At 71.2% G+C, this 16,077-nt stretch carries 10 protein-coding genes; 5 read left to right on the forward strand and 5 right to left on the reverse strand.

The genetic code is table 11. The features are described from left to right. Window positions 1-33 precede the first annotated feature (33 nt). The 3 genes from ABZS51_RS27010 to ABZS51_RS27020 all read right to left on the reverse strand — a co-directional run bounded on the left by ABZS51_RS27010 (window position 34) and on the right by ABZS51_RS27020 (window position 7,532). Window positions 34-3,888 (reverse strand): S8 family serine peptidase, encoded by a 3,855-nt coding sequence (locus ABZS51_RS27010; protein WP_355446409.1) that lies wholly within the window; start codon window positions 3,886-3,888, stop codon window positions 34-36. A gap of 180 nt (window positions 3,889-4,068) precedes the next feature. Then, entirely contained in the window at window positions 4,069-6,948 is a 2,880-nt protein-coding gene (locus ABZS51_RS27015; RefSeq protein WP_355446411.1) for an AAA family ATPase, read from the reverse strand. Between the two features lie 89 nt (window positions 6,949-7,037). Further along, window positions 7,038-7,532 (reverse strand): hypothetical protein, encoded by a 495-nt coding sequence (locus ABZS51_RS27020; protein ID WP_355446414.1) that lies wholly within the window; start codon window positions 7,530-7,532, stop codon window positions 7,038-7,040. Window positions 7,533-7,712: 180 nt separating this feature from the next. Between ABZS51_RS27020 and ABZS51_RS27025 the strand changes: the two genes are divergently transcribed. Beyond that, a complete protein-coding gene (locus tag ABZS51_RS27025; RefSeq protein ID WP_355446417.1) occupies window positions 7,713-8,627 on the forward strand; it encodes a YihY/virulence factor BrkB family protein in 915 nt (304 codons plus the stop codon). A gap of 16 nt (window positions 8,628-8,643) precedes the next feature. On the opposite strand, the gene ABZS51_RS27030 is transcribed toward ABZS51_RS27025, so the two are convergent. After that, window positions 8,644-9,648 carry a LacI family DNA-binding transcriptional regulator gene (locus tag ABZS51_RS27030; protein WP_310714717.1) on the reverse strand — a complete coding sequence of 335 codons (1,005 nt, stop codon included), beginning with the start codon at window positions 9,646-9,648 and terminating at the stop codon, window positions 8,644-8,646. A 248-nt stretch (window positions 9,649-9,896) separates the two neighbouring features. Here ABZS51_RS27030 and ABZS51_RS27035 point away from each other — a divergent pair, with 248 nt between their 5' ends. From ABZS51_RS27035 to ABZS51_RS27050, 4 genes are all read left to right on the forward strand, one after another. Beyond that, entirely contained in the window at window positions 9,897-11,174 is a 1,278-nt protein-coding gene (locus tag ABZS51_RS27035; protein ID WP_355446420.1) for an ABC transporter substrate-binding protein, read from the forward strand. A 79-nt stretch (window positions 11,175-11,253) separates the two neighbouring features. Then, complete coding sequence (locus ABZS51_RS27040) at window positions 11,254-12,180, forward strand: sugar ABC transporter permease (RefSeq protein WP_355446423.1); 927 nt, start codon at window positions 11,254-11,256, stop codon at window positions 12,178-12,180. Window position 12,181: 1 nt separating this feature from the next. Then, window positions 12,182-13,033 carry a carbohydrate ABC transporter permease gene (locus ABZS51_RS27045; RefSeq protein WP_355446426.1) on the forward strand — a complete coding sequence of 284 codons (852 nt, stop codon included), beginning with the start codon at window positions 12,182-12,184 and terminating at the stop codon, window positions 13,031-13,033. Then, window positions 13,030-14,391 (forward strand): GH1 family beta-glucosidase, encoded by a 1,362-nt coding sequence (locus ABZS51_RS27050; protein WP_355446429.1) that lies wholly within the window; start codon window positions 13,030-13,032, stop codon window positions 14,389-14,391. Before ABZS51_RS27045 ends, ABZS51_RS27050 begins: the two co-directional genes overlap by 4 nt. 97 nt (window positions 14,392-14,488) lie before the next feature. Here ABZS51_RS27050 and ABZS51_RS27055 read toward each other — a convergent pair whose 3' ends face one another. Next, entirely contained in the window at window positions 14,489-15,967 is a 1,479-nt protein-coding gene (locus ABZS51_RS27055) for a hypothetical protein (protein ID WP_355446432.1), read from the reverse strand. Window positions 15,968-16,077 lie beyond the last annotated feature (110 nt).

Below are 16,077 nucleotides of genomic sequence, written 5' to 3' on the forward strand. Positions count from 1 at the left end.
GCGCGATACGCTCCCGACATCTCCGCGGCGGGACTAGCTCAGCGTGAACGCCCGGGCCGTGGTCTGCTCGACCTTGTTGCCGTCGGCGTCCCACGCCTCGGCCCTGAGGCTGACGGCCCCCTTGGTACGGGCGAGCGCGGGATAGGTGAGCGTGGTGGTGAACACGCCGTCCCGGCCCTTCCTGACCGTGGCGTTCTGCCAGGTCCGGCCGTCATCGGTGCTGTAGGAGAGCTTCAGCCCGGCGATCGCCGGCAGCCTCTCGGTGGACGGCGCGTGGCTCACGTCGATCTCGAACGTGTGCCGGCGCCCGGCCGGGACGCTGTTGTCCAGCGCCTGCGTGTCCCCCAGGTCGTAGCCGACGAACACCAGCGGCTGGGGCCCGCACGCGCCGGTCAGCTGCGGCAGGGACAGGCAGACGTGGGTGCCGGTGACGGTGTCCGTCGGACGGCCCTTGGACCGGAACGTCCAGACGTTGGTGTTGCCGCGCGCAGTCTGTTCGAGCCGGTAGACGCCTTCCTCCTTCGGCAGGCTGTACATCGGGTAGGGGCTGCCCTGGTGGCGCGGGAGTTGCTCGGCGTCCTTGTACAACTTCGCGAGGCCGCTGAGATAGGTGTCTTCTCGTCCCTGCCGTCCGTTGCCGTTCACGAGGCTGAAAGAGGCCAGGAAGACATCGCCGGCCCGGCACATCGGACATTCCAGCCGGTAGTTGATCCCGGGCAGCGAGGGCATGATCTGGCTTCCGGGGGTGAGCACGCCCGCGTTCCAGTTCCGCGTCTCCCTGCCGGCCGCCTCGACCGTCGTGGCGATCCTGGCGGATTCGGTGCTGCCGGCGTCCACGGTGCCCAACCGGAGCGTGTCCGTGGACAACCCGCTGAAGTACTCGGGCCGCTGGGCAGGTCCGGCGAAGCCGAATGCGGCCGAGAACGACACCATCTCCAGCGGCTTGAAGCTGTGCCAGACCTCGAGCTGCCGGCCAGGGCCGTCCGGGCCGTGGAAGCCGGTGTCCACGGTGCGCAGCCGGTTCTGGGAGTAGCGGTGGGTGAGGTCGGCGGGGATCCTGCCTTCCTCGTACTCCTGCAGCTGGTAGGTGTAGTCGATGGTGGGAGTACTGGTGACCTCGAGGGTGAGGGGGCCGCGGGCCAGCTGTGCACGCAGCTTCTCACCGGCTGTCCTGAGTATCTGCGCCACCGGGAGCTCCGCCGTTCCGGCACCATGGGTCGAGGTGGGGACCTGGCACTGGGGGGCCGAGCCGTTGGGGAACAGCACGATGCCCACGGCGCCGGCGGCCTTCAACCGCCGGACACGCTCGATGTCGATCTCGCACGCCTGGGGCGGGCCGACGACGAGCAGCGCGAGTTTCCCGCGAAGGTCGGTGGCGGCGATCTCCTCGGGACTGGCGGCGCCGACGTAGGCCGGCTTGTAGCTGCGGGTCCCGGCCGGGAAGGGGATGTCCTCCACTCCCATGCTCTGTCCCTTGTCGAAGTACTCGTTCGTCCAGGATCCGATGGGGTACTTCTGGGGGGCCACAGCACGCACGGCCAGTTGCTCGTTGAACGCGGTGAGCCGGGTCGAGAACAGGAACTTCCCCTTGGTGACCTTCCGGGTGGGGCTGACATACCGGTCTCCGCCGGCGATGAGGCCCATCTCTCCCGAGGCCACCGGCATGCCGTCCCATGCCGTGCGCACAGACGTGATGGCGCCGACGGCGTGTCCCAGGTCGATCGGCTTCGGGGTCTCGTAGCGAAGGAGGACGGCCTTGCGGGCGTCCAGGGTGATCTCGCGCCCGCCCTCCGGCACGACGACCTCGGGATCCATCAGCGTGGCCGTCGGGCCGGCTCCGCCGTCGACCGGCTGGTGCACGATTCCGGCCGAGACGGCGTAGGTCCCGGGCTCGACCATGTACCGGTAGGTCCCGTCACCGAGGTAGGAGGCCCCCTTGACGCCGTAGGTGCCGGGGACGTCGACCGCGGTCGCCGCGACGTAGAACTCCAGGGGCCCCGGCGCCTGACCGTACCTGTTGATGGTGTGGATGGTCAGCGGGACCCGCTTGGGCCCGCGTACCAGGCCGATCGGGGTGGTGACGTGCGCACCCGCGGCGTCGGTGGCCACCAGGGCGCCGGTGTGGGCGCCTCTGGCGAGACCGTCCGGGTGCAGGGTGACGGTGGCCGAGGCGGTCCCGCCCGCCGGGACGGTCACGGTCGGGGCGCCGACCGTCAGCGCGCCCGCCGCGTCCTTCATGGTGGCGCCGAGCGTCAGGGTCACCTCGGCGTCGCCGTCGTTGGCGTAGGTGACGGTCCTGTCCACGGTGTCGTTCTGGCCGACCGCGATGGAACCGAAGTCGGCGTTGGGGGTGGTGGCGGTCACCTTCTGGGAGATGGCCCGGGCCACGTCCACCCGGCCGGCGCCCTGCTGGTAGACGGTGTGCCCGGCGTCCTTGGCGGTCGACATGAGGGCCGCCTTGAGCCGTTCGCCGCGCCAGTCGGGGTGTTCCTGGGCGAGGATGGCCGCGGCCCCGGCGACGTGCGGGGTGGCCATGGAGGTGCCCGAGAGCGTGGTGTGGAGGTCGTCGACGGGGGTGCCCAGGCTGGTGCCGGCCGCGCGGGCGGCGATGATGCTCACGCCCGGTGCGGCGATGTCCGGCTTGAGCGCGCCGTCGGAGACGCGCGGACCCCGGCTGGAGAAGCTCGCCAGTGCGTCGGACTTGTCGGTGGCGGCCACGGTCAGCGCCGACGCCGCGGCGCCGGGCGTGCCGACGGTCTCCTTCTCCGGCCCCGAGTTGCCGGCGGCGATCACGAACAGCGCGCCGGTCGATTCGCTGAGCTCGTTGACGGCCTGCGAGAGCACGTCCGTGCCGTCGGTGGGGTCACCGCCGATGCTCATCGAGACGATCTTCGCTTTGGCCTCGCCGACGGCCCACTCCATGCCGGCGATGATGGCGGAGCTGTCACCGGATCCGGCGTTGCCGAGAACCTTGCCGATGGCGAGCTTGGCGCCGGGTGCGACGCCCTTGCGGGAGCCGCCGGAGGCGGCGCCGGAGCCGGCGACGGTGGCGGCCACGTGGGTGCCGTGGCCGTGGCCGTCGGCCACTTCCTCGCCGGGGACGAAGCTGCGGCTGGTGACGATCTTCCCGGCCAGGTCGGGATGGGCGGCGTCGACCCCGGTGTCGAGGACGGCGACGGTGGTGCCGGAGCCGTCGAACCCGGCCTTCCACGCCTCCGGCGCGCCGATCAGCGGCACGCTCTCCGCGAGGTCGACCTTGACCTTGGCGTCCAGCCACACCTTCCCGATCCCGCCGGTCAGCGACGTGAGCTGCTTGTCCGGTGTCGCGGCGCTCCGGCCGCGCAGGGTGGACCAGAAGTCCAGCGCGCCGTCCTTGTCCACCGCCACCGCGGCGCCGTGGATGCTGGGCAGCGAGCGCTGGGCGGTGCTGGCGGGCAGTGCCTGCGCGGTGGCCGCGACCGAGGCCTGCGGAGCGCTGCCCAGGTACTGCACGATCAGCGGCAGTTGCCCGGCCGCGTCGTCGGCGAAGCCGTTGGTCGCCAGGTACCGCACGTCGAACAGGCGGCGCTCCAGGACCCCCGCCTCGATGGCGGGCCGCGCGTCATCCGGGATCACGAAGATCCCTTCCGGGCTCGCCTCGCTCCGGAAGATCGGCGTGCTGCCGTCCGGGCGGCGGACGGCCTCAGGGGTCGCGGTGTAGCGGCCGCTGCCGTCCCGGGTGAGCCGGACGGTGTCACCGGTGATCAGGGTGACGTTCCACCGGCCACCACCGGAACCGGCCGGCGTGACGACGTCGCCGTCATCCCCGGAGGCGGCACTCGCGGCCGCCGTCGTGAGCAGTCCGGCGACCAGCGCCGTGACGACGGCTCCGGCTAACAGTCTGGGCATGCTGCGTTCCTGCCTTCTTGCGGGATGGGGGACGGGGCAGCGCTACGGGCGGGCCTCATGCGTCGACCCAGCTGTCGTCGAGCTCCGGCGCCGGTGTGCCGTCGGCAACCTGCTGGTCATCGTCCTTGTCTTCGGGAGCATGGTCGGGCATGCGACAAGGGTCGAGGCTCCGGCCGCGAGTTACCTATGGGGCGAATGCCCCATTTGTTGTACGTCGGCCAGACGGTTGGCGATCGCGGCACGCGAGTGCAGGCCGAGTTTGCGCATCGCGGCGCCCAGATGCTTGTCGACGGTCTTCGCCGACACGAAGAGCTGCCTGGCGATCTCCTTGTTGGTCAAGCCGGTGGCCGCCAGCCTGGCCACCGCGCTCTCCCTCGGCGACAGCTCGGAGCCGTAACCGCGGGGGCCGCCCCGATGGCGGGCCGGCGAGGACAGGCCCCACTGCCTGCCCGCTCGGGTGGCGCGATCGAGATCCCAGCCGGCGCCCAGCCTGCCGTACGCCTCGATGGCGGCCGACAGGAGGTCGGCGGCCCGCTCGTCACCCACGGCGAGCAGTCGCGTGGCGGCCTGCTCGCGCGCCTGCGCCGCCTCGTAGGGCGCGGGAAGCCGGTCATAGGCGGCCGCGGCGGCCGTGAACCGTTCGGCGTCGCCCGTCAGGAAGCCTCTGGCGTGCTCGAGCGCCGCCGGCGCGAGAGGGGCGTCCAGCTCGGCGAGCTCGCGATCGAGACGCGTCACCAGCTCGGCGGCCTCGTCGGCGCGGCCCACACTGACCAGAGCCTCGGCCAAGGCCGGAACCGCCCGCACGCCGACCGGCCACAATCCCTTGTCCGCCCACAGGGCGAACGTCGCGGCGGTGCCCGCCACCGCGGCGCTCGCCCCGCCCCGGGCCGTGGCGAGCCGGAGCAGCGCGCTCACCGGCAGCGGCAACATGTCCACGGCGCCCGTCTCGAGGTTCTCGCGCACCAGGTCGTCGAACCGGATGCCGTCGAGCCTGCCCTGCGCGAGTGCCAGGCACGCCGCGACGGTCTCGGCCAGGACGTGGTAGGTCCGCTGCCCGGCGAACAGGTCCAGCAGGACCTCGACCTCTTCCCTCAGCCCCTGCCACGAACCGGTGCAGTAGGCGTGGACGGCCAGATCCACCCGGCACCTGAACTCGGTCAGGCGCGTGACGTCGTGCCTGACGGCCTCCGCGAGAGCGGTGTCCAGCAGTTCCTTCGCGGTGTCATGGTGTCCGGCGAGTGCGGCGATCGCGCCGACGGAGTCGTAGGCCACCACCTCCCACCGATTGGCCGGACGGTTCCCGGTCTGCTCCAGCATCTGCCCGGTCAGCGCGGCCCGGCGCGGGTCGCCGATGGAGGTCAGGACCATGGCGGCCTTGCCGAGGACGGAGACCCTCCGCTCGGGTTCGTCGATGGCCGGGATCAGGGCGAGTGCCCGGTCGAGCCACGACAGATGCTCGGCGAGCGGGATGCCGGGGCCGTTCGGAATGCTCAGCCCCACCATCGCCGAGGCTGCCAGAAAGGGGTTGTCCAGCAGCTCGGGAACGGCATCGGCGATCTGGCGGAAGCGTTCGCGCAGTGCGCCCGATCTTTCGAGCTGCAGACCGATGAGGAAGTTCAGCTCACCGCGCACAGGGCCTGCCGGCTGCCGTTGCGCGGCCTCGCGCAGCAGGTCGATGACCTCGCCCGCGGACAGCGCGTAGCCGGCCGCCCATCCCAGCCGCACCGCGATCCGGCCCTGCCGGACCGGATCGAGGGGCGCGTGCCGAAGCACCGCTTCCAGCAGGCGCTCCGCCTCGGCGTCGTTGGCCAGCGCCACCGCCTGGGCCGCGGCCTTCTCCGCGGCCTCGACCCACGCGTCGTGGTCGCCGGCGCGGCGGTGATGGTGGGCGATCTGCCCCAGCGGCTCGGGACGCTGCCGCGACACGGCCGCCGCGGCGCGCGCGTGCAGCGACTGCCGCCTGGGCAGCGGGACGCTCTCGTACACCGCCTGAACGGCCAGCATGTGCCGGAACCCGGCAGCCCCCGCGCCTTCGGTGAACAGGCCGCGCTCCAGCAGCTCGTCCAGGCCCGCGCGGGCGTCCTGCGCCCGCGCGTGGCAGGTGGCCACGAGTACGGACACCGGCACGGGCACCTGCAGCACGGCCGCGGCCTCCGCCATCGCCTGCGCGCTCGCGCTCAGGCCGCGCACGCGCTCCAGCACCGAGTCACGCACCCCGGCGGGGACGTCCAGCGCGTCGAGTGCCTTGCGGGCCCATCCGGTGCCGCGCTGGACCAGCATGCCGCGTCCGCGCAGCAGCGCGACCAGCTCCTGGATGGCGTACGGCAGCCCGGAGGTCCGCTCGCACAGGTAGGCGGCGAACTCCTCCGACACCTGCGCGGTGCCCAGGATCGAGGCGGTCAGCTCGTTGGTCTGGGCCACGTTCAGCGGCGGCAGGACGATGCGGGCCCGTGTGACCTCGGCGCGGTGCCGGGTCATGAGCGCCCTGATGCCCGGGTCGACCTCCTCGCCGCGGAAGGTCAGCACGAGCGCGAGCCCGGCCGGCGGGTCGGCCAGCAGGTAACCGAGGAACGCCACCGTCTGCTCGTCGGCCCAGTGCATGTCCTCCAGCACCAGCACCACCGGGCCCAGCGCCCTGAGCAGCTCCGCCAGCCCGCGGAACACCCGATGCCGCCGGCCGGCGGGATCGTCGAGCGGCTCGGGCGCCGGCGGCAGGCAGGGAGCCAGCTCGGGAAGCAGCGGACGCAGGGCGCCGGTCACCGGTGACAGGAGCGCCTTGTCCAAATGCTCCCCGGTGCCGCGCAGCGCGTCGAGGAGCGGACCGAGAGGGAACGGCTCGCGGATCTGCACGCATCCACCGACGAGCAGCAGGTGAGCGCCGAGTTCCGGCTCCGAGGCGAGCTCCCCGACGAGCCGCGTCTTGCCGATCCCCGCCTCGCCCTCGATCAGGGCGACGGAAGGCGCGCGCGCCACCACAGCCAGCAGGCGCCGCAGCTCCGCGGCCCGCCCCACGAGGACCGGAGAGATCACCCGGTCTCCGGTCACATCAGCGTCGTCCATGGTCAGTGCTATTGAAGCGGCCCTTATACGGGTTTGTCACCTCATGCGCCGCCTTCGACCCGCCTGAAGATCGGAAGTCCGCCCAGGCCCTAGGATCCCCTGACCTCCCACCAGCCGCGCGTGCATGACCACTTGCCCGCGGCCTTCACGCATGCGCGGAACTTGCGGCCCCCCGGGGCGTCCACCGCGAACGACGTGGCGCTGCGGCCTCCCCTGCCCACGACCGCGTGGCAGGCGTGGTAGGTGCGGCCTCCGTCGTCCGTCCAGTCGACGGAGACCCTGTCGCCGGCGCGCAGGCCGGTGCCCCATGCCCACCACACGTCACGGCCTCTGTAGACACCGTTGGCCTCGTACAGGTAGACCGCGCCGCGGCGCCCCGACGCCCCTGCCATGCGCTGCCATGTGCTCCTGGGCACGTCGCGACTCACCCTCAGCCGCGCCCCGCACGAGTAGTTGATCGGTCCCGCGGCCTGGGCGTGCGACACCTGACGGGCGTCCCGCACGGAGGCGCCGGCGGGCGAGGCGGCGGTCAGGACACCGCCGGCCACCATCGCGGCGACCGCCAGAGTTCGGAGGTTACGCATGTGCTCTCCCCTGTTGCGGAATCTTGTCGACCGCAGAGTAGGAGCGCCTCTGTTGAGAATTCGTTGAGCATGCGTTGACCGGCTGTTCCAGGGCAAGAGCTGTGCGCCGCGTTCGTCGCGGTACGGTGAGCACCCGGCGGCGTACGGCCACCAGGACGGAAGCGAAGGGAACCTCGCGTCATGAACGCCACCGGACCGTTCAAGGGCCTGGTGGCGACCTGGCGGCGGGCCCGCGACCGGCACGGCTGGCTCGACCATCTGTCCCGCGCCGTGGTGCGCTACGACAAGGCCGACGGCGGCCGGCTGTCGGCGGCCCTCACCTACTACTCCTTCTTCGCCACCTTCGCCCTGGCCCTGCTGGCCTTCGGCATCCTCGGCCACGTCATGGACGACCCGACGGTCCTCGCCACGGTCCAGCACTACCTGAGCGAGAACTTCCCGCGCCTCGACGTCCAGGCGCTGCGGGAGGCCGGGGGCACGGCCGGCGCGGTGGCCTTCGTCGCGCTGCCGGTGACCGGGCTGTTCTGGATGGACACCCTGCGCTCGGCCACCCGGGCGATCTGGCGGCTGGAGGAGTACCCGGGCAACTTCTTCCTGCGCCAGCTCATCGACCTGGGCGTGATGGCCGGGCTGGGGCTGCTGCTCGCCCTGTCGCTCGCCGTCGCCTTCGCCGCCGAACGGCTGCTGACGTGGCTGGCCGTGCTCACCGTGGGCGTGGAGGCCCTCCCGGCCCAGTGGGTGCTCACCGCGGCCGGGATCGTGCTCGGCCTCGGCGTGAACACGCTGCTGGCCATGGCGCTGCTGACCGCGCCGCCCCGGTTACGGATGCCGCTGCGCCGCGTGATGGGCCCGGCGCTGGTCATCACCGCCGGGCTGGAGATCCTCAAGACGCTCGGCCAGGTCTACGTCAACCTCACCGCGGCCAACCCCGCCTACCGGGTCGTCGCGGGCGCGGCGGGCATGCTGCTGTTCCTGAAGGTGCTCAACCAGCTCATCCTGTTCGCCACCGCCCTGACGGCCACCGGGACGGCGGGCGAGGTCAAGGATCTGGCCGTCCGGAGGCGCGGCATCGACGACCGCGCCGCCCACCTGTGACCCGGAGGATTCCGGTCTACCCGGTGGAGCCGCGGACGACCAACGGGGTGGGCAGGATCCGCGGGAGAGGGGTGACGCCTTCGTTGATCATCGTGATGACCGCCGCGGCCGCCACCATACCGAAGCCCGCCTTGTCCTGGGCCAGCGTCGTCAGTCCCGGCGGCACCAGCGCGGCCAGCTCGATGTCGTCGAACCCGACCAGCGCGATGTCGTCGGGCACCTTCAATCCCGCCTCCGTCACGGCCCGCAGCGCGCCGATCGCCATCTCGTCGCCTGCGACGAACACCGCGTCCGGCCGCTCCTCCAGCTCCAGCAGGGTACGCATCGCGGCATGACCACCGGACAGGTAGAAGTCGCCCTCGACGACCAGCTCCGGCCGATGTGCCAGACCGAGCGCGGCCAGCTCCTCCAGGTAGCCGCGCAGCCGCTCCGCGCCCGGCCCGGTGCGGACCGGGCCGGTGATGGTGGCGATGACCCGGCGCCCGGTCGCGTGCAGGTGGCGGACCGCCTCGCGCGCCCCGCCCACGTTGTCGGAGGTCACGTAGGTGGTCCACGGCCCCTGGACGGGCCGGTCGAGGGAGACGCACGGCACCTCTGATCCTGCCAGCGGCTGGAGCGAGGGGTCGGCCCTGCCGTTGTCTATGAAGACCACGCCGTCGAGGTTGTGCCTGCGTACGGCGCGGAGATAGCTGTCGGGCGTGCCGTCCTCGCTGGTGGCGAGCATGAGCAGGTGGTAGCCGCGCTCGCTCAGCGCGGTCTTCAGCCCGATGAGGATGTCCTGGAAGAACGGGTGCCGCCAACCGGGACGGCGGTGGTCGGTGTCCCAGATCAGGCCGACCATGTGGGACCTCTTGGTGGCCAGAGTGCGGGCCGACTCGTTGGGCGAGTATCCGATGCGTGTCGCGGTGCTGAGAATGAGCTCGCGGGTCTGGGCGTTCACCACCTCGGGGCTGTTGAACACGCGGGAGACAGTCGCCGGCGAAACCCCGCAAAGGCGCGCCAGCTCACGAATCGTTGCCACGGACTTACGTTATCGCACCTCGCTGAAACCGGTTTCATGTAACCGGTTACCGGGAAAGTATGGGAGAGCTGACAGCGTGTCAACCAACACCGCCAATTTCTTTTGCGTGACGTTTCTGTGACTTGACAGAGAATGGTGGAGTTATATGGGATGTCGCACTGACAGGCCGATGCCGCACCGTTGCCGCGGGGCTCGGCCTTCTCATCGCATCTCGCAGTCACCCTTCCTCTCCTTCGAAGGAGTCCCAGGTGTCTGCTGGACGAATCCGTCTCGCTGCCGGAGTGCTCGCCCTCGGCATGCTCGCCACCGGTTGCGGCGGCTCCCCCTCCACCGGCTCCACTCCGGCCGAGGGCAAGATCACCCTGACCCTCAACCTGTTCGGGAACATGGGCTTCAAGGAGCTCTACGCCAAGTACGAGGCCGCCCACCCCAATATCAAGATCGTCGAAAGGACGTCGGCGTACAACGACCATCACCGCAACCTCGCGGCGCACCTGGCCACCGGCAGCGGCACCGCCGACGTCGAGGCGATCGACACCGGCTTCATCGCCCAGTTCAGGAACCAGCCCCAGCACTTCGCCGACTTACGCCGGCACGGCGCCGACCAGCTCAAGGATCGCTGGCTGCCGTGGAAGTGGGAGGCGTCGCTGGCCAAGTCGGGGGCCCAGATCGGCTACGGCACCGACGTGGGCGGCCTGGCCATGTGCTACCGCCGCGACCTGTTCGAGAAGGCCGGGCTGCCCACCGACCGTGACGAGGTCGCCAAGCTCTGGCCCGACTGGACGTCCTACTTCGAGACCGGCAAGCGCTACACCGCCAAGAAGCCCGAAGGCGCCGCGTTCTTCGACGGCGGCCCCCAGGTGTTCAACGCGATGGTCGGCCAGGCCGAGACCGGCTACTACGACACCCAGGACAAGGTCGTGGTCGCCACCAACCCGGCCATCCGCTCCGCCTACGACGAGGTGCTCAAGGCCGTGGCCGACGGCCAGTCGGCCAAGCTCGTCGGCAGCTCGCCCGCCTGGAACACCGGCTTCGCCAAGAGCCAGTTCGCCACCATCGCCTGCCCCGCCTGGATGCTCGCCAAGATCCAGGACCAGGGCAAGGACTTCGCCGGCCAGTGGGACGTGACCGCCATCCCCGGCGGCGGCGGCAACTGGGGCGGCTCCTACCTGACCGTCCCCGCCAAGGGCAAGCACGTGAAGGAGGCCGTGGAGCTGATCGCCTGGCTGACAGCGCCCGAACAGCAGATCGAGGTGTTCACCAAGCACGGCATCCTGCCCTCCACCGTCGCCACCTACGACAAGCCCGAGGTGACCGGGCTCAAGCATGAGTTCTTCAACAACGCGCCGATCGGGCAGATCTTCACCACCGCCGCCCGCAACCTCAAGCCCCAGTACCAGGGCCCGAGGGCCGGCGACATCCAGACCGCCATCCGCGACGCGATCAACCGCGTGGAGGAGGGCAAGCAGAGCGCCGCCGAGGCGTGGACGCAGATGCTCGGGGACGTCGAGCGCATCAGCAAGTGACGCGCGTCGATCCGTGAAAGCCGGGTGACGGCGGGCGGTCAGGACCCGCCGTCGCCACCCTTCCCCCGAGGAGCCGACCATGACCTCCGTCAGATCAGGGCCTCGGCGCCGCTGGGCCTACCAGCTCGACGTCAAGGGCTCGCCGTACCTCTACATCGCCCCGTTCTTCCTGCTGTTCGGCGTGCTGGGCATGTTCCCGCTGCTGTACACCGCGTACGTCTCTCTCACCGACTGGAACCTGCTGGACCCGGACCGCGAATGGGTGGGGCTGGCCAACTACGCCGAGCTGCTGGCCGACGACTACTTCTGGAACGCGCTGTTCAACACCGTCAGCATCTGGCTGTTGTCCACCGTGCCGCAACTCCTGGCCGCGCTGTTCATCGCGCACATGCTCAACCGCCGGCTGCGCGCCCGCACGCTGTTCCGGATGGGCGTGCTGCTGCCCAACGTGACCTCGATCGTCGCGGTCACGATCATCTTCGCCCAGCTCTTCGGCCGCGACTTCGGCATGGTCAACTGGGCCCTCGATCTGGTGGGCCTGGATCCCGTCGACTGGCAGGCCGGCACGCTCTCCTCGCACGTCGCGATCTCGATGATCGTCATCTGGCGGTGGACCGGCTACAACGCCCTCATCTACCTGGCCGCCATGCAGACCATCCCCGAGGGCCTGTACGAGGCGGCCCGGCTGGACGGGGCGAGCCAGCTCACCCAGTTCCGGAAGATCACCGTGCCGATGCTCCGCCCCACGATCATCTTCACCGCCGTCGTGTCCACCATCGGCGGCTTCCAGATCATCGCCGAGCCGCTGCTGTTCCAGGCCGGCACCGGCAACCCGACCGGCGGCTCGGACCGCCAGTTCCAGACCGTCGGCCTCTACCTCTACGAGCAGGGCTTCAGCCTGTACGAGTTCGGCTACGCCTCGGCGATCGCCTGGACCCTCTGCGTGATCATCGTGGTCATGGCGCTCGTCAACTTCGCCGTCACGCGCAGGATCAGGAGCAGCTGACATGGCAACCGTCACCGCGGTCCGACGCCGCCTGAACCCCCGGGGAGCAGGGTTCTGGACCTACGCCGCGCTCGTCGCCGTGCTGCTCGGCTCGCTGTTCCCCATCTACTGGTCGCTGGTCGTGGCCTCCCATGACAACGACGCCATCGCCAGCGTGCCGCCGATCCTCACCCCCGGGGGCCACCTGTTCGAGAACATCGCCCGGGTCTTCGACACCACCCCGTTCGGCCAGGCGATGCTCAACTCCGTCCTCGTGTCGGGCACGGTCACCGTCTCGGTCGTGCTGTTCTCCACGCTGGCCGGCTTCGCCTTCGCCAAGCTGCGCTTCCGCGGGCGCAACGTACTGCTCCTCCTGGCCATCGCCACCACGACCGTGCCGCAGCAGCTCGGCATCATCCCGCTGTACATCCTCATGGCGGAGTTCGGCTGGACCGGCAGGCTCGAGGCGGTGATCGTGCCCGGCCTCGTCACCGCGTTCGGCGTGTTCCTCATGACCCAGTACCTCTCCAGTGCCATCCCCGACGAGCTGCTGGAGGCCGGTCGCATCGACGGGTGCAGCACACTGCGGCTGTTCTGGCACGTCGTGCTGCCCGCCGCCCGCCCGGCCGCCGCCGTGCTCGGCCTGTTCACCTTCATGCACGCCTGGAACGACTTCTTCTGGCCGCTGGTCGTCCTCACGCCGGAGAACCCGACCGTCCAGCTCGCCCTCTCCAGCCTGGCCAGCGGCTACACCACCGACTACGCGCTCGTGCTCACCGGCACCGTGCTCGCCATCGTGCCGATCGTGGCGGTCTTCGCCGCGCTGGGCCGCCAGATCATCGGCGGAATCATGTCAGGAGCGATCAAGGGATGACCCAGGAACACACCGCCTTTCCCCCCGGGTTCGTGTGGGGGACGGCCACCGCCGCGTACCAGATCGAGGGCGCCGTGGACGCCGACGGGCGCGGGCCCTCCATCTGGGACACGTTCTGTCGCGTCCCCGGCGCGGTGGCCAAGGGCGAGAGCGGCGAGCACGCCTGCGACCACTACCACCGCTGGCGGGAGGACGTGGAGCTGATGGACCGGCTCGGCACCGGCGCCTACCGCTTCTCGCTGGCCTGGCCCAGGATCATGCCCGACGGCGACGGCCGGGTGAACCAGCGCGGCCTCGACTTCTACCGGCGGCTCGCCGACGCCCTGCGCGGGCGCGGCATCGAGCCGTACGTCACCCTCTACCACTGGGACCTGCCCCAGGCGCTGGAGGACCGCGGCGGCTGGCGCGAGCGCGACACCGCCGAGCGCTTCGCCGACTACGCCGAGGTCGCGCACGAGGCGCTGGGCGACACGGTGTCACAGTGGATCACGCTGAACGAGCCGTACTGCTCGTCCATCGTCGGCTACGCCGAAGGCCGCCACGCACCCGGCGCACGCGAGGGTCACGGCGCGCTGGCCGCCGCCCACCACCTGCTGGTGGGCCACGGCTTGGCGGCGGCCAGGCTGCGGGCACGGGCACGGCCGGGACAGCGGGTCGGCATCACGCTCAACATGTCGCCCACGGTGCCCGCGACCGGCTCGGCGGCCGACGCCGACGCGGCACGCAGGATGGACCTGCTGGTCAACCGCCAGTTCACCGACCCGCTGCTGCTCGGCGTCTACGCCTCCGACATGGTGGAGACCTTCGGCGCGATCAGCGACTTCTCCTTCCGCCGCGAGGGCGACCTGGAGGTCATCGGCGCTCCGTTGGACTTCCTGGGCGTCAACTACTACTACCGCATCCACGCTGCCGCGGCGCCGTACGAGCAGGCGGATCCCGCGCTGCGCTCCGCCTTCGACCTCGGGGTGCGCAGCGTCACCCCGGACGGCGCGGCGACCAGCGGGCTGGGCTGGCCGGTGGAGCCGCAAGGGCTCCACCAGACTCTCCTCGGCCTGGCCGGGCGCTACCCCGCGCTCCCGCCGATCTTCATCACCGAGAACGGCTACGGCGACGACGGGACTCTCGACGACACCGGTCGCGTCGAGTTCCTGCGCGACCACCTGGCCGCCATCCGCGCCGCGATGACCAACGGTGTGGACGTGCGCGGCTACTTCTGCTGGTCGCTGCTGGACAACTTCGAGTGGGCCCGCGGGTACGCCGCCCGGTTCGGCCTCGTCCACGTCGACTACGAAACCCAGGCCCGCACCGAGAAGGCCAGCTTCCACTGGCTGCGCGAGTTCATCGGGAAACAGGGATGAGGACCCTGGCATCCGACCTCGGCACCTCATCGGTACGAGCACCGGTCCATGAGACCGTCGCCGACCGGGCATGATCCGAGCGGCGCGCCCGGCCAGATCAGCCGGGATCCGGGTGAGCTGTCCTGAGTTCCCCGCGCAGCCGGGCCGGGTCGGCTGCGGTGGCGGCCGTCTTCCCGTCCAGTCGCCAGCCCTTCCCGTACGCCGCGGCGAAGGCTTCCTCGCCCAGCGCGGCCCGCCCTCGGCGGGTGAGCTCGCGAACCTGCCGATCGGTGTGGTCGTGAGCGCCGCGCAGCCCGGACGCGGCGCCGAGCAGGACGGCCGACTCGTGATGCCGTCCGCGCGCCTCGGCGAACGCGGCGGCGTTCACCGCCACCAGCGACAGGATCGGCAGGTCCCGGGTCTCCAACGCCGCCGCGTACGCCTTCTCCAGCGCCTTCTCCGCGCCGGCCAGGTCACCGGTCTCCAAGCAGAGCGAGGCCCGTGCGCTGCCGACCAGCGTCCGCACGTGGTCACCGGCGAACGTGGTGTCGCCGTCAAGATCCCGTTCGGCGTCGTCCAGCAGTGCGCGCGCCCGGTCCAGGTCGCCGAGCCGCACCCGGAAGCCGGCCTCCCACGCGTCGAACAGAACCAGCAGCTCCTTCGACGTCGCCCGCCGCGCCCGCTCGCGGGCCGATTCGGTCAGCGCGATCGCCAGGACGGTGTCGCCGCGCCGCAGGTGCAGGTCGATCCAGCGCAGGTCGCTGAACACCTGGTCGCCGAGGCTGAGCGAGCCGAACTCGCCGGCCAGCGACCGGGCCTCGCGCAGGTCGGCCAGCGCGCCGTCGAGGTCGCCGTCGTACTGCCGCAGCTGGGCGCGCATCGGCAGCGCGGTGGCCTGGCCCCAGCGGTCGCCGACCTGCCGGAAGCGGGCCAGGGCCGCGTTCACGTCGGTGCGCGTCCTGTCGAGCTCGCCCGCGTTCTCGGCGAGCCGGGCCCGGAACATGCGGGCCAGCCCGGACAGCCACACGTCGTCGCCGTCGGCCAGGTGCTCGACGATCGCGAGCGCGGTCTTCTCCTCCTGCAGGAACGCGAGCGTGAGCGCGTACGCGCCGTACGGGCCGGGCAGCTCCGGGTACGCGAGCAGCCGGTTGGTCAGCTCACGTATCTGCGCCCGGTCGTGCGCGATCTCCCCGGCGGTCATCCCTGGCCGGGTGTCGACCCGGTTGGACAGGTAGATCGCCTGGGCGCAGTCGCGGTCGGGCGTCGGCTCCCCGCAGGGCACCGCCAGTGCCTCGCCCAGCCAGTAGGCCGCGTCGCGGTGCCGGCCGAACATCTGCCAGAACCAGGTCAGGCTCAGGGCGAGCGCGACCGCGCCGGGAGCGTCGCCGGTGTCGCACCGCCGGCGCAGGGCGGCCAGCGCGTTGTCGTACTCGGCGCTGATGAGTCGCATGGCCGTCAGCTGTCCGGGGCCGCGCAGCTGCGGATCGTACCGGGCCATGAGCTTGGTGAAGTAGCCGGCGGCCAGGTCACGTACGGTGCCGAGGTCGCCCGTCTCGGCCAGGCGGTCGGTGCCGTACTCGCGCAGCGTCTCCAGCATGCGGTATCGGCCCGGTGCCGGGCAGGTCGAAGACGCCGTGGACCTTGTCCATGGTCAGCGTCGGCGACCGGTGCCGCCACGCCCCGCCGGGCCCTTCGGCGGCGTCCAGG

Source organism: Nonomuraea sp. NPDC005501 (assembly GCF_040605905.1).
Classification (GTDB): Bacteria; Actinomycetota; Actinomycetes; order Streptosporangiales; family Streptosporangiaceae; genus Nonomuraea.

Bases quoted from the DNA above. Each gene is read 5' to 3' on its own strand.
- ABZS51_RS27040 (WP_355446423.1), top strand. From the start codon at position 11,254: ATGACCTCCGTCAGATCAGGGCCTCGGCGCCGCTGGGCCTACCAGCTC.
- ABZS51_RS27025 (WP_355446417.1), top strand. From the start codon at position 7,713: ATGAACGCCACCGGACCGTTCAAGGGCCTGGTGGCGACCTGGCGGCGG.
- ABZS51_RS27015 (WP_355446411.1), bottom strand. From the start codon at position 6,948: ATGGACGACGCTGATGTGACCGGAGACCGGGTGATCTCTCCGGTCCTC.
- ABZS51_RS27055 (WP_355446432.1), bottom strand. From the start codon at position 15,967: ATGCTGGAGACGCTGCGCGAGTACGGCACCGACCGCCTGGCCGAGACG.
- ABZS51_RS27010 (WP_355446409.1), bottom strand. From the start codon at position 3,888: ATGCCCAGACTGTTAGCCGGAGCCGTCGTCACGGCGCTGGTCGCCGGA.
- ABZS51_RS27050 (WP_355446429.1), top strand. From the start codon at position 13,030: ATGACCCAGGAACACACCGCCTTTCCCCCCGGGTTCGTGTGGGGGACG.
- ABZS51_RS27045 (WP_355446426.1), top strand. From the start codon at position 12,182: ATGGCAACCGTCACCGCGGTCCGACGCCGCCTGAACCCCCGGGGAGCA.
- ABZS51_RS27020 (WP_355446414.1), bottom strand. From the start codon at position 7,532: ATGCGTAACCTCCGAACTCTGGCGGTCGCCGCGATGGTGGCCGGCGGT.